12 protein-coding genes are annotated in these 12,721 nt (G+C 60.0%); 5 read left to right on the top strand and 7 right to left on the bottom strand.

Translation table 11 applies throughout. The annotated features are described in order from the left end of the window. The 5 genes from AC1DE4_RS19780 to AC1DE4_RS19800 all read left to right on the top strand — a co-directional run. Positions 1-309 (top strand): alpha/beta hydrolase (locus AC1DE4_RS19780; protein WP_477882640.1); only part of this gene is annotated, 309 nt, incomplete at its 5' end. Positions 310-470: 161 nt separating this feature from the next. Continuing rightward, the gene (locus tag AC1DE4_RS19785) at positions 471-2,081 is read left to right on the top strand and encodes an arylsulfatase (RefSeq protein ID WP_018116964.1); all 1,611 of its coding nucleotides are present in this window, start codon (positions 471-473) and stop codon (positions 2,079-2,081) included. Positions 2,082-2,448: 367 nt separating this feature from the next. Next, entirely contained in the window at positions 2,449-3,423 is a 975-nt protein-coding gene (locus tag AC1DE4_RS19790; protein ID WP_477882643.1) for a formylglycine-generating enzyme family protein, read from the top strand. A 13-nt stretch (positions 3,424-3,436) separates the two neighbouring features. Next, positions 3,437-4,414 carry an HAD family hydrolase gene (locus tag AC1DE4_RS19795; protein WP_477882645.1) on the top strand — a complete coding sequence of 326 codons (978 nt, stop codon included), beginning with the start codon at positions 3,437-3,439 and terminating at the stop codon, positions 4,412-4,414. Between the two features lie 68 nt (positions 4,415-4,482). Next, the gene (locus AC1DE4_RS19800) at positions 4,483-5,058 is read left to right on the top strand and encodes a DUF1269 domain-containing protein (protein ID WP_025660177.1); all 576 of its coding nucleotides are present in this window, start codon (positions 4,483-4,485) and stop codon (positions 5,056-5,058) included. A gap of 162 nt (positions 5,059-5,220) precedes the next feature. Here the strand turns inward: AC1DE4_RS19800 and AC1DE4_RS19805 are convergent, their stop codons facing one another. The 7 genes from AC1DE4_RS19805 to AC1DE4_RS19835 all read right to left on the bottom strand — a co-directional run bounded on the left by AC1DE4_RS19805 (position 5,221) and on the right by AC1DE4_RS19835 (position 12,549). Further along, entirely contained in the window at positions 5,221-6,969 is a 1,749-nt protein-coding gene (locus AC1DE4_RS19805) for a tetratricopeptide repeat protein (protein WP_477882647.1), read from the bottom strand. A gap of 129 nt (positions 6,970-7,098) precedes the next feature. Then, the gene (locus tag AC1DE4_RS19810; RefSeq protein ID WP_037216317.1) at positions 7,099-7,407 is read right to left on the bottom strand and encodes a hypothetical protein; all 309 of its coding nucleotides are present in this window, start codon (positions 7,405-7,407) and stop codon (positions 7,099-7,101) included. 185 nt (positions 7,408-7,592) lie between these two features. Then, the gene (locus AC1DE4_RS19815) at positions 7,593-8,804 is read right to left on the bottom strand and encodes an adenylate/guanylate cyclase domain-containing protein (RefSeq protein ID WP_477882650.1); all 1,212 of its coding nucleotides are present in this window, start codon (positions 8,802-8,804) and stop codon (positions 7,593-7,595) included. A 128-nt stretch (positions 8,805-8,932) separates the two neighbouring features. After that, positions 8,933-9,799, bottom strand: a complete 867-nt coding sequence (locus AC1DE4_RS19820; RefSeq protein ID WP_169683527.1) for an efflux RND transporter periplasmic adaptor subunit — start codon at positions 9,797-9,799, stop codon at positions 8,933-8,935. Next, the gene (locus AC1DE4_RS19825; RefSeq protein WP_018116956.1) at positions 9,796-10,005 is read right to left on the bottom strand and encodes a DUF1656 domain-containing protein; all 210 of its coding nucleotides are present in this window, start codon (positions 10,003-10,005) and stop codon (positions 9,796-9,798) included. Before AC1DE4_RS19825 ends, AC1DE4_RS19820 begins: the two co-directional genes overlap by 4 nt. Then, positions 10,002-12,092 carry an FUSC family protein gene (locus tag AC1DE4_RS19830; RefSeq protein ID WP_169683529.1) on the bottom strand — a complete coding sequence of 697 codons (2,091 nt, stop codon included), beginning with the start codon at positions 12,090-12,092 and terminating at the stop codon, positions 10,002-10,004. The genes AC1DE4_RS19825 and AC1DE4_RS19830 overlap by 4 nt, the downstream gene beginning before the upstream one ends. Continuing rightward, a complete protein-coding gene (locus AC1DE4_RS19835; protein WP_018116954.1) occupies positions 12,082-12,549 on the bottom strand; it encodes a MarR family winged helix-turn-helix transcriptional regulator in 468 nt (155 codons plus the stop codon). Before AC1DE4_RS19835 ends, AC1DE4_RS19830 begins: the two co-directional genes overlap by 11 nt. Between the last annotated feature and the right edge of the window lie 172 nt (positions 12,550-12,721).

Consider the following 12,721-nt stretch of genomic DNA (forward strand, 5'->3'; position numbering starts at 1 on the left):
ATTACCGCCATCGATCTCACCAAGGTCAAAGGCGAAGGCCTGAACCACGGCAAGTTCGCCGAAAGTCCTGAAATCGTCCAGCTGATTGGCCAGCGGATCGTCACCGGTCAGACGCTGACGGATTCCAACGTCACGCTCGGCCAGGGACTCACCGCTGTCGTCGGCGGAACAGTGACGACCATCGGCAACGTCGCAGCCACGGCTGTCGCCGCGCCGGTCACGGTGCTTGAACAGCCGATGCGGGCCAAGAAGCGCCCTGTCGACGAAACCCTGCAAGGCGATCTCAAGCCGCAACCGTTGACCGAGTAGCAATCAGGCATTCTGTGCGCTGTTACGTCGTGACCCTCGTTTGTTACCGTAACGTACTTACCGACCAACGCTTTTCAGTGGGAATCTACGGCCGAGTTTGGCCTACCCACAATCAGGAGAGCGTAGATGTTGAATCACCTGCATGGACAAGGGAGATCGCAATGAGTGCATCTCTCTCAAAACGGCTTCGGCACGCCGGCGCAGCTTTGGCATTGGCGCTGGCCTCGACATCCCTCAGCTATGGGATCGCCCATGCGCAACAGGCGACGCCGGCTCAAGATACGACCAAACCGAATATACTCGTCATCTTCGGTGACGACATCGGCCAGACAAACATCAGCGCCTATTCGATGGGTGTCGTGGGATACAAGACGCCCAATATTGATCGTATTGCCAAGGAAGGCATGCTGTTCACCGACTATTACGCCGAAAACAGCTGCACTGCCGGCCGCTCGACATTCATTACCGGCCAGGTCTGCCTCCGTACGGGTCTCTGCAAGGTCGGCATTCCCGGAGCAACGGTCGGCTTGCAGGCGCGTGACATTACCATCGCGCAGGCGCTGAAGCCACTCGGCTATGCAACCGGCCAGTTCGGCAAGAACCACCTCGGCGATCGCGACGAGTTCCTGCCAACGCAGCATGGCTTCGACGAGTTCTTCGGCAACCTCTATCACTTGAATGCAGAAGAAGAGCCTGAGCGTCCCTATTATCCAAAGAACGACCAGGCGTTCGTGAAAGCGAATTCGCCGCGCGGCGTCTTGCATTCGTTCGCTGACGGACGGGTCCAAGATACTGGCGCTCTTAATCGCAAGCGTATGGAAACGATCGACGATGAAACGACCGCTGCGGCGATCGATTTCATCCAGCGTCAGGCCAAGGAAGGAAAGCCCTTCTTCACCTGGATGAATACCACGCGCATGCACGCTTTTACCCATGTTCGGGATTCGATGCAGGGGCAAAGCGGCATGCCCGGCAACGAATATGCCGATGGCATGATCGAGCATGACGGCGATGTCGGGAAGCTCCTCAAGGCGTTGGACGATCTCAAGATCGCCGACAATACGATCGTCGTCTACACGACGGACAACGGCCCGAACCAGTGGTCTTGGCCAGATGCGGCGACGACCTCTTTCCGAAGCGAGAAGGATACCAACTGGGAAGGCGCCTTCCGCGTTCCGGCGATGGTTCGTTGGCCCGGCCACATCAAGGCGGGCGAGGTGTCCAATGAGATGATGTCCGGACTTGACTGGTTTCCGACCTTGCTTGCCGCAGCCGGCGATCCTGGCATCAAGGAACAGCTCCTCAATGGCGCAAGCATCAACGGCAATCAGTTCAAGGTCCATCTCGACGGTTACAACCAGCTTCCTTACCTGACAGGACAGCAGCCGAAGTCCGGACGCGAAGATTTCTACTATTTCAACGATGATGGAGAGGTCGTCGCTTATCGCTATGGCAATTGGAAGATCGTGTTCTGTGAACAGAGGGAGCCGGGCGGCTTCGTCGTATGGGCAAACCCCTTCACTTGTTTGCGTGCGCCGAAGGTCTTCAATCTGCGCATGGACCCCTTCGAGCGCGCCGACGTCGTCTCTGACCAGTATTATGACTGGCTGGCGAAGAATGCCTATCTCATCCAGTACGGCGTCTACCGAGTCGCCCCCTTCTTGCAGACGTTCAAGGACTATCCTCCAAGCCAGCGTTCCGCGAGCTTCAGCATCGATCAGATGGTCGACGCCTTGATGCGCTCGCTGGAGAGCCCAGCGTCAGGAAAATAGCAAAGCGGCGGCGGGCGGCTTTGCTTTTCAAGCAGCCGCCGCGCCAGCGATTCACCGGACGGCCAAGCCCCTGGCGACAGCCTTCCGGTGGCGAACTCTCCAGTCAGGTCAGGTGGCAACAAAAGCTGCCGAACGGCCCTGCAGCCACCTGAAGATGCACTCGATTGGCGGCGCGGGCAGCCGCATCGGCCCAACACTGCAACACCCGCCCCCTTCGACGCGCGGAAATCCATTGGCCGAGTTGAATTCATGGCCCACAGCAGCAGATTTACGCCTGATGTAACGTTTTGTGGAAGCCGTGTTACCGTAACGTACTTACGGGTAAGGCAAGACGCGGAATATTAAGGGCAGGCTTTCGGAGGCGACGATGGCACTCGCATTTGACGCAGAACACCGGCCGCAACGTCAGGGCGACGGCAATGGCGACCTAGTCTGGATAGCCGGCCGGACCTTCGTGATGGGGTCCAACGACCATTATCCGGAAGAGGCCCCGGCTCATCCTGTTGCCGTCGATGGCTTCTGGATCGAGGCGACGCCTGTCACGAACCGCAAATTCCAGGAATTCGTCAAGGCGACCGGCCACGTAACATTGGCCGAGAAGGCGCCCGACCCGAAGGACTATCCGGGCGCCCTGCCGAACATGCTTCGGGCCGGATCTCTTGTCTTCACACCGCCCAAATCGGTGAGTGGCGCAGATATCGCTCAGTGGTGGAAATTCAAGTTCGGGGCCAACTGGCGGCGACCCTATGGCGGCCTCAGCGACCTCCGCGGCAAGCTCGATCACCCGGTTGTCCATGTCGCCTACTCCGACGCAAAGGCCTATGCCGAATGGGCCGGAATGGATCTGCCGACAGAGGCCGAGTGGGAACTGGCCGCACGTGGTGGGCTTGACGACACTGAATTTGCCTGGGGCGACGAGCTTATGCCCGGTGGTGTTGCCATGGCCAACACCTGGCAGGGCACCTTCCCGACCCACAGCACGAAGCCTGACGGCAAGGACCGGACGACACCCGTGCGGTCGTTTGCGCCAAACGGTTACGGCGCCTATGACRTGATCGGCAATGTCTGGGAGTGGACGCAGGACTATTGGTCGACGCGACATCCGCAGCCTGCGGCAAAGGCGTGCTGCATCCCCGAGAACCCGCGCGGCGGCGGAAAAGAGGCAAGTTACGATCCCAATCAGCCGAACATTCTTATCCCGAGGCGAGTATTGAAGGGCGGCTCGCATCTTTGCGCCCCGAACTACTGCCGGCGCTATCGTCCGGCAGCGCGCCACGCCGAGCCGGAAGACACGTCCACTAGCCACGTCGGCTTTCGCTGCATCAAACGCGTTGCAACATGATCAGGAGTGTCCGATGTCCCCGTCTGTGCGCTTCCTCCTGCTTTTCCTGCTGCTCCCGGTGAGCGCATTCGCGCAGGAGCTTCCCTCCTGGAACGATGGCAAATCGAAGCAGGCAATCGTCGACTTCGTCAAGAAAGTGACAACGCAAGGCGGCGCCGACTACGTGGCGCCCGAGGACCGCATCGCCGTATTCGACAACGACGGCACGCTCTGGACCGAGCAGCCGTTCTACTTCCAACTTGGCTTCATACTGGATCGGGTTAAGACGCTCGCTCCACAGCACCCCGAGTGGAAGGAAAAGGAGCCCTTCAAATCGATTCTGGCCGGTGATCTCAAGGGTATCGCAAAGAGCGGCGAACGAGGCCTCGTCGAGCTTGTGATGGAGACCCACGCCGGTCTGACGACCGACGATTTCCGCAACATCGTCATCGACTGGTTCGCCACGGCGAGACACCCGAAGACCGGCAAGCCTTACAACGAGATGACATTTCTGCCCATGCGCGAGCTGCTGGATTACCTGCGCGCCAATGGCTTCAAGACCTTCATTGTCTCGGGTGGCGGCGTCGAGTTCATGCGCCCGATGACCGAGAAAGCATACGGCATTCCGCCTGAACAAGTCGTCGGAAGCACGATCACGACGCAATACGCGCTCGTCGGCGACATCCCGGTTCTAAACCGCCTTCCGAAAGTCGACTTCGTTGACGATGGCCCCGGCAAGCCGGTGGGCATCAACAGATTCATAGGCAGGCGACCGATCCTTGCCGCAGGCAATTCGGACGGTGACTACGAGATGCTGCGCTGGGTAATGGCTGGCCAGGGACCGCACTTTGCAATGATCATTCATCATACCGACGCAGATCGCGAATACGCCTATGATCGCAAATCGGACTTCGGGAAGCTGGATAAGGCGCTCGACGAGGCGGAGAGCCGCAACTGGCTGCTCGTCGACATGAAAGCCAATTGGAAGAAGATTTACGCGTTTGATCAATAACCTCCCGGCTGGCGTTTTCCAGCCACTCAACCGCTCTGTACCCCGCTATCAAACGAAAGGAACGGACAATGTCGGAACTCGTTGTGATCGGCTTCGATGCCATGGATGAAGCAGATAAGGTGTTGCTGAAACTTCACAACCTGAAGAAGGAATATCTGGTCGACCTCGAGGATGCGGTGGTCGTCGTGAGAGATGAAGCCGGCAAGGTCCATCTCAAGCAGAGCCTCAACCTGGCAGCAATCGGGGCCACATCGGGGCTCTTGTCCGGCTCACTCTGGGGCGCCCTGGTTGGTCTGCTGTTCCTCAATCCGCTCGCAGGCTTTGCGATCGGCGGGCTCGTCGGTGCAGGCACTGGCGCGATCTCCGGTTCGCTTTCCGACTATGGCATCAACGACGAATTCATCAAGTCTCTTGGCGGAACCATACCGAACTCCTCCTCCGCTCTCTTCGTGCTCATACGCAAGGTGCAGCCGGAAAAAGTCCTGGCAGAGTTCCAGGGGCTGCGTGGCCGCGTACTGAAAACCTCGTTGGCGCCGGATCAGGAGGAGAACCTGCGCAAGGCGCTCTCAGGAGGCTCAGACGAAGCGCCCGCCAAGCCAGCCAAACGCCGAACGACTGCTAAAGGGGCAGCCGACCAAAGTTAGACGGCGATCGATACCAGCCACGACTGTAAATCTACATGCAATATCGGCTCCGGGCGAGCCGCGCGCAAATGCGTGGCCCTTGCCGCCCGTCACACGCTGCGAAATACCCGCGCTGAACTCGCTGCGCTGCCGGCGCGAACTCGCTACACGTTGCAGCGCCGGCTAAAAGGCAGTCGCTAGCCCCTCCGCCGTGAAGCGGGCGCCCGCTTTCGTTAGGCCTTCTTCGATGGATGCGGAAAGCAGCGGTTGATAGCGTCGCTGCGCCATTCTCTCGCGGAAGGTCGCCTCGAAATCCGGCGTAAGTTGCCGGAGTTCTGTAAGCCGCTGCGCCGCTTCATCCGACCCGAGTTGCCCGAGTGCGGCAACGCGCAAGACGCTGATCAGGAAATTCCTGTCACTTGCCTGCTCGGCGAGCAGCGAAGCCTCCGACCAATCTGTTCGCCGGTAAGCGTCGAGTGCGAGAACCAGGACCGCATCACGCGGAACGACATCGACTAATCTGCCGGCATCGCGCGCAAGAGAAACGCCCGCATCAAAATAGCCCAGCGCGAACAGTGCAAGACCAAGCTTTGCAGCTACATCGGGGCTGTTGGGATTGAGCGCGAGTGCGCGGTTGCCTGCGGCGATAGCCGCGTCGATCCTTCCACTGTAGAATTGCGACAACATCAGCGCCAGGTGCGCCCGGTCCGAAAGCGGCGACAACGAGACTGCCCGGTTGGCAAGCTCGAGCGCACGCGCAAGCTTGCTGTTGTCGGTGATCTCCGCCTGCCCCGCCGCTAGCAGCATCGCCAGCGCTGCTGTTGCGTCGGCATCGTAGCGGTTTGCCGCAATCGTTCTTTCCAGGCAATCGATCGTAAGTGCGAGACCCGATGCCCGGCCGTCGTCCAACTCGTGTTCGGCCTGAAGGACGCATGCATTGCCAAGCGAGCCCTCAGCCATATCGTGTGCTTCGATATTGTTGATGATCCCGCGTGTAGCAGCAAAGCGGCGCGAGAGTTGCGCGACCAATTCCTCCCGGACCGACGCAACCGTCCTGCCACTGGTATCGACCCTCTCCAGACCGGATTTGAGAAGATCGCCCGTCGCCGTGTCGACGACCTGCCACCAGATACTGCGATCGTCGCCATCACCGTAATATTTCATATCGATTGCGTAGGCGTTCGATCTGGCCGGGCGAAGCACCGAGGCAAGCGGCCTTTCGCGCCGATCGGCTTGCGAAACCGTCAGAGTCTGAAATTGGGTAAGGGCGGTCAGCAACATATCGCGAGTGACAGCGGCCTCGTCACGCAACCCTTCATCCACCGCAGTCAGCGTGACTGTGACTGTAGGCTTGGCCGTTGTCACGGTGCGCGCGCCATAAACGGTGATACCGGTGCCTACGACCACGACCATCAGCAGCGCCAGGGTTGAAGCGAGCCGCAAGGTCGCCCAGGAGCCGGCTTGGACATTCGGCGCAACCGCTGAAACGGGCAACGGGGGAACCAGCTTTACGGGTTCGCCCCAGGTCGTTGCGGGATGCTCTCGATCATCGATGCCTGGGGATGCATCGGTGGACCGCGTGAAAATCGCAATATAGCGCCCCCTCGGCAATTGAACCGTGACCCCGCCATCTTCGCCAAAAGCCTCGTAATACTGGCTGAGCGAGGACCGCAATCGGCTGAGCTCAATGCGAACGATGGGATCGAGTGACGGATCGAAATTGCTTTGTCGGCCAAGCACGTCAATGGCAATAGAATAGGCCTTCACGCCCTCGGCGCGCCCATTGAATTGCTGTTCCGCGATATATTTAAGGATGCTGCGGCTTCTTTCGGTGGCTCTGAACCGCTCGTCGGCGAGCAGACGCTCCAGTTCTGCGCTGGCTTCCGAGCATGAAACGTCATGAGCCCAGCCTTCGTATTCCTTAGCCTTCATTGCCGCCCCGCTACGCAATGCTCAATGCCAAGTAGAACAGATGGGCTTGCCTCGCAGAAAACAAGGGGTTGCAACACAAAACGCTAACAAAACCAAAACGTGACCGACATTGGTGCGAGTTGGTCGGTCCTATTCCAGGCCGCCGCCTCCGCGCTCACGACAGTACTTGATCACGTCTGCCTCGATCTCTGCGCAGACCATTTCATACTCATGGACCATCGCGTGGTTCATGTCGCCGGCACTGCTCCTCAGCCGGTCGAGGGTGGAGCTAGCATCCTCATAGGCCTCGCAGAGGCTGCCAAGAGATTCCGACTTCTCCCCGATCAGTTGAAGCCGCCCGCGGACCGAGGGCAGCTTCAGCATCAAGCGGTGTAACCCTCGCCGCTCGGCATCGGAAGGCGTTCTTGCCCCGTCGTGTTCCTTGCCCATGAAGACCACCCCGGCCTCAGTCGGCTTCGTTTGAACGATCTTAGCGAGCCAGTGGCGTGGCGGAAGTACGCAACGGTAACAGACCCGCGTTAATAGCGGCCGCCAAGCCTTGTTACCTTGGCATTTACGTTGCGTACCGCGTGGAACGCAACAAGAGTGCTGCAAGTTGGGCCTGTTTGGTCACGCGGCCGGGATCAGTTCATGAGCGGCATCAGCGTGAACAGTTCCTGAGCACGATTGACGCCGCGCAAGACATGCTGGCCGATCGAATGCAGGCTGTCCATTTGTGAGGGTGCAACGATTGCCGCAAAACTCGCCGACATCAGCAAGCGGCTCTGCAGCGACCGACAGAGCGAGACAATTCGGCTGACCTCGTTGACGGCAGGTCCGATGACCGTAAAGTCGAGGCGATCTTCACTGCCGATGTTGCCGTAAAAGACCTCGCCGAGATGGAGCCCGAGATAGACGTCAGTCACCGGTCTCCCCTCGATACGGCGCTGCGCATTGAGGTCGAGTAGGCGCCGGTCGAGCAGCGACCGGGCATTCAGCGCCGCCGAACAGGCCTCGTTTGGCCGCCTGCCCTTGAAAATCGCCAACGTGCCGTCGCCCATCAGCTTGAGCACTTCGCCGCCCGCTTCCTGCACCGACGAGATCACTGCATCCGCATAGTCGTTGAGCATCGGAATAATCTCTTCCGGATCGACTGTGTCCGAGATGTGCGTGAAGTTGGCAAGGTCGGAAAACCACAGCGCGGCCGATATGCGGTCGCTTTGACCGCGGGTGATCTTGCCGTGCAGTACCTGGTTGGCCGCATCCTGCCCCAGATAGACCTTGGCAATCGTGCCGGCAACGCCGCTAATCGTCACGCATTTGACGGCCAGCGCCAGGCAGGGAAGCAGATCGCGCAATACCGCGACGTCACGATCGGAGAATCCATCCTTCGCTCGCGTGGCAAAGTGGGAGAAGAAGCAGTCGATGTCTCCGATCGTACCACCATCGCCGAAGCGATGCGCAATGGCGATGAAGTCTGTGAAACCAGCAGCCTTCAGATCGTCCAGCAGGTAGAAATCGGTCGTGTCACCATTGCTCAGGCTTCTGCGGACCTCTACGGACCCCGTCGTCTCCAAATGATGGAATGCGGAGCGGAGCCAGTTGTCGGCGATCGCTCCGGCACCGGAAAAGCCGTATTCCGACACCCGCTCGATCGGCTCTCGGCTGTCCCAGCGGAAAGCTCGGCGTTCATAGACCGGATGCAGAGTGTCCATGACGGCAACGGAACGCTCGACCGGCAGTCCGTTCGCACCACACCGTTCACAGAAGCCGGCGAGCAGGTCCGCTTCGGCCACGCCCTTGAGCCCGCTCTGCATCAGCCAGGTAGTGATTTCTATGACGTGACGGTCGTCCACGGCTGTCTCCTAGAACCGGGCGTCATTTTGCTTTTCTCAAGCCGAATGGCTGCGTATCCGGTCATCGCGGGACGCCCAGACCGGTGAACTTACAGTTTTGCGAAGGCGGCTCTTGAAGCCGCCTCGGGTCAATTAACGATGGTGACGCTTGCAGTGCGACCGGCGACAAGCGCCGTGTCGTCGGGCAGCGCATCGAGCGCCACGCGTACGGGGACGCGCTGAGCCAGCCGCACCCAAGTGAAAGTCGGAGTTACGTTAGCGAGCTGCGCGCTGGTATCGCTGCGTTCGCGATCCTCTATGCCGCCCGCGACGCCATCGACATGCCCCTTAAGAGGCGTTTTGCTGCCCATCAGATAGACGAGCGCAGGATCGCCGACCTTGATGCGGTCCAGCTTGTTTTCTTCGAAATAGCCGGCGACGTAGTAGGAATCGCTGTCGATCAGGGCGGTAACGGCGGTGCCCGCAGTAACATAATTGCCCGGCTGCATGGAGAAGTTGGTGAGCACGCCGTTGACCGGCGCCCGCACCACGGAACGGTCGAGATTGAGCTGAGCAGTGTCACGGCTGATCACGGCCTGGTTGTAGGCGGCCTCGTCCTGCTGGACTGTCGTCTCAGCCTGCTGGATCTTCTGCCGTGTCACCGAGCTCTCGCCAAGTTTGCGATAGAGCTCGAGGTCGCTTCTCGCCAGGTCGAGAGCCGCCTTGCTGCTTTCCATCTGCGCTTCGGCCTGGCGCAAGGCGAGCGTAAAACGCGCCTGATCGATACGGAAGATCACGTCGCCCTTGCGAACAGTCTGATTGTCCTTTCCATCGACTTCACTGACGATCCCGGAGACATCGGCGGCTAGGCGTACGACGTCCGCGCGAACTTTGCCATCGCGGGTCCATGGTTCGTCCATGTAGTAGTCCCACAAATGCCAGCCGAGCACTCCCGCCAAAGCGACCATGACGCCGGTAACCAGGAAGCGACCGGAATGAGCGAAAAGCGATTTCATAGTGACACCTTATTCAAAGATAGCGCGATGGCGCCGAGCAGGCAGAAATACATGGCCGTGTCGAAGAGCGGTCGATGCCAGACCAAACGATAGAAGCCGACATACGCCAGTGCACTCCGCAGGATGGCGTTGAGGAGGTAAGCGGCGAATGCGATCGCGCCGAGCGTTGGGAGAAAGACCCCGTAAATATCGATATCCGGCCTCATGCCGCATGTTCCTTTGCAGTTCCGGCTGTCGCGCCCGTGACAGCCTGAGCGAGGGAGGCTGCATCCGGGTAGAGAGTGTATCTGAGCGCTGTCATCGAGCGGCGCGCGCCCTCGATCGCCGACGACCGGCCGGCCTCAATCAGTGCTGCGAGCGACTGGTCCAGTGTCGTCAGCAGGTTTCCGTCGGGTTGAGCATCCCGGCTCTTCTGCTTCTGCTGATAATAAGCCGCAACGCCCGACAGCACGTTCTCGATCGGCTCGCGCTTGTCGCGCGAGACAAGCTGCTTGTGGCGTTGGAGCTCCAGCGTATTGAGGCCGTTCCGCAGATCCCGCAGGATATCGGTCTGAGCGACGGCGGACTCGGCCGGGATCATCGCCAGGCGCGGGGCAACCAGGCCAAACCGGTCGACCATCCGATAAAGCAACTTCGTGAAGTCGACGTCCTCAGGGCGACGCGCCGCAGCGACGATATCGGTCCAGCCCGAGCGCAGCAGCCGGTAGGCGGTCCATTCTGCACCGACAGAACGAACAAGAACGGTCGTTCCGCAGGCGATCACCATGCCGATGATCATGGCCGCGTTCGAATTGAGGAAGGAGGCGAGATCCAGGCTCAAGCGATCCTGCAGCGTCAGCATGTTCGGCAGGTTCACGCAGAAGCCCATGCCGTAGAGAGCGAGCGATGGCTTGGTCATCAACAACCCCGCCGGCACCAGGACCAATCCAAGTGCTGCGGCAAGCTCGACATAGGTATGGACCAACGGCATCAGGCCGAACTCGAAAACAAACGCTGCGATCACGGTGACGATCGCCACATTGACGAACTTGATCATCATCGGCGCGGGATCGTCCATCGATGAAAAGATGCAGCAGAGCACACCTGCCATCATCGCGGCGGCGCTGCCTTGCGGCCAGCCGGTATAGATCCAGAGGGCTGTGGCAATGAACGTCGCCAGCATCACGGATAGGCCGGAGTGAACGGCCATGCCGTAGTCCTTGTGGATAGGCGCGCGATCGAACGACGTGCCGAAGCGGCGCCAACGAAGATCGTGATGCGATCCGGATTGGATATCCTCGCGCAGACTGAGACAGTCGCCCCAGATCTGCACCAGATCGCGGATGCGAGCGGTGAAGTTGTGAGCAAGAAGCCCATTCCACTCCTGTTGCTCGCGTCCCTCCTCCTCAGACTTCGCTATCAGGGCAAGGAGCTGCTGGCGCTTATCCTCGGCAAGAGGCGCACCGTTTTCGAGCAACGCGCTGACTTCGGTTACGAGTGCAGTGATGGCGGGTGTGAATTTGCCCGCCGTCGCCTTGTCGAGCGCGTGCAGCACGTCAGCCAACCCTGAAACGACAGGCAGCATCGCAACCATGCGCTGCTGCAGCATTCGGGTGCGACCGACCATATCGCGCAGTGCCGAAGTGTCGTAGGCCACGTGAGTGGTAAAGCTGTGGAGGTCGACTGCGTCGGCAGCCAGCCGTCGGGCTGCCGCCAGAAGCGAAGGATCGCGTCCCCTGCCCTCCAGCGTGCCAATGGCGAGCTCGGCGCCGTCTCGCAGCCAGGCATTGATGCGCGCGGCCAGAACCGGCCCTGCATGCCGGGGAAAGAAGATACGATTGACAATCGCCGCACAGATGATGCCGAGCGCGATTTCCTCGACGCGGGCAGTTGCATAGGTAAAGGCCGTGTCCGGATTTGCGACGATCGGGAATCCGGTGAGAGCGGTCGTGTAGCCCGCCAGCATGAAGCTGTAGCTCCGTGGCGTCCGGTCGAGCAGACTGACGCCGAGGCAAAAGGCCATCCACAGCGCAATCGCAAGCGTCAGCATTTCAGGCGAATTGACGAGGTTGGGGATCAGGATCACCGTGACCGTACCGCCGAGTGCGGTGCCAATCAGTCGGTAGAGCGCCTTCGACGTACTCGCCCCGGACAGCGGATGGGCCACGATGTAAACCGTGCCGACCGCCCAGTATGGGTTTGGCAGGTCGAAGCAAAGCGCAAGGCCAAGCGCCAGCATTGCGGCGGCGAAGGTCTTGATGGAAAAAACGACGTCTCCCAGACTGGGATCGGTCGCGTTCTTGCTACTCGTCATTTTCCTGTATTCCGGATAGGGCCGCGGTTTTCGCCGCGATGGCGCGCAGGACTTCCAGGGCGGCCCCGACCTGTTCAGGATCGAGGTCGCCAAGGATCTGTGCTCGCAGCTCCGCCGCACAGCTTTCGGCGCGCTCGGCGACCGCTGTGCCTCCTCCGGTGAGTTGCACCAGCTTGATGCGACGGTCCGCCTCATCGGGGACCCGGCGGATCAAGCCGTCATTTTCCAAACTATCAAGAACCCGCACGAGCGTCGGCCCTTCCACACCGACCCGTTCGGCCAGAACACCCTGTGGGATCCGGTCGCCATGCCGAAGCAGCGCAATCAACGGCGCCGCGCTGGCATCGGATAGATTGTGCTCGGTCAGAATGGCGTTCAAAGCGCGACGCCACCCGCGCCCGCAGATCATAAGCAATGGTGCGAACTCGGCCCAGGTTTGTGTCTGATTCGTTGTCATGGAATTAGATAACATCCTATCGATTAGAATTCAATGGTATTGTTGGGCGCATGACGATTGTGGTTAGCGGATCGTTTTTTTGCCCCGCAATTGCGGGACTTTCTGTTCGTCACTGCCGGCGACCAATCATAATTTGCCGCGACGCCGACATTGCATGCCCGGAGGCTAGGCA

This window comes from Rhizobium sp. 10N414, from assembly GCF_056394785.1.

Bases quoted from the DNA above. Each gene is read 5' to 3' on its own strand.
- AC1DE4_RS19785 (WP_018116964.1), top strand. From the start codon at position 471: ATGAGTGCATCTCTCTCAAAACGGCTTCGGCACGCCGGCGCAGCTTTG.
- AC1DE4_RS19795 (WP_477882645.1), top strand. From the start codon at position 3,437: ATGTCCCCGTCTGTGCGCTTCCTCCTGCTTTTCCTGCTGCTCCCGGTG.
- AC1DE4_RS19800 (WP_025660177.1), top strand. From the start codon at position 4,483: ATGTCGGAACTCGTTGTGATCGGCTTCGATGCCATGGATGAAGCAGAT.
- AC1DE4_RS19805 (WP_477882647.1), bottom strand. From the start codon at position 6,969: ATGAAGGCTAAGGAATACGAAGGCTGGGCTCATGACGTTTCATGCTCG.
- AC1DE4_RS19820 (WP_169683527.1), bottom strand. From the start codon at position 9,799: ATGAAATCGCTTTTCGCTCATTCCGGTCGCTTCCTGGTTACCGGCGTC.
- AC1DE4_RS19825 (WP_018116956.1), bottom strand. From the start codon at position 10,005: ATGAGGCCGGATATCGATATTTACGGGGTCTTTCTCCCAACGCTCGGC.
- AC1DE4_RS19830 (WP_169683529.1), bottom strand. From the start codon at position 12,092: ATGACGAGTAGCAAGAACGCGACCGATCCCAGTCTGGGAGACGTCGTT.
- AC1DE4_RS19835 (WP_018116954.1), bottom strand. From the start codon at position 12,549: ATGACAACGAATCAGACACAAACCTGGGCCGAGTTCGCACCATTGCTT.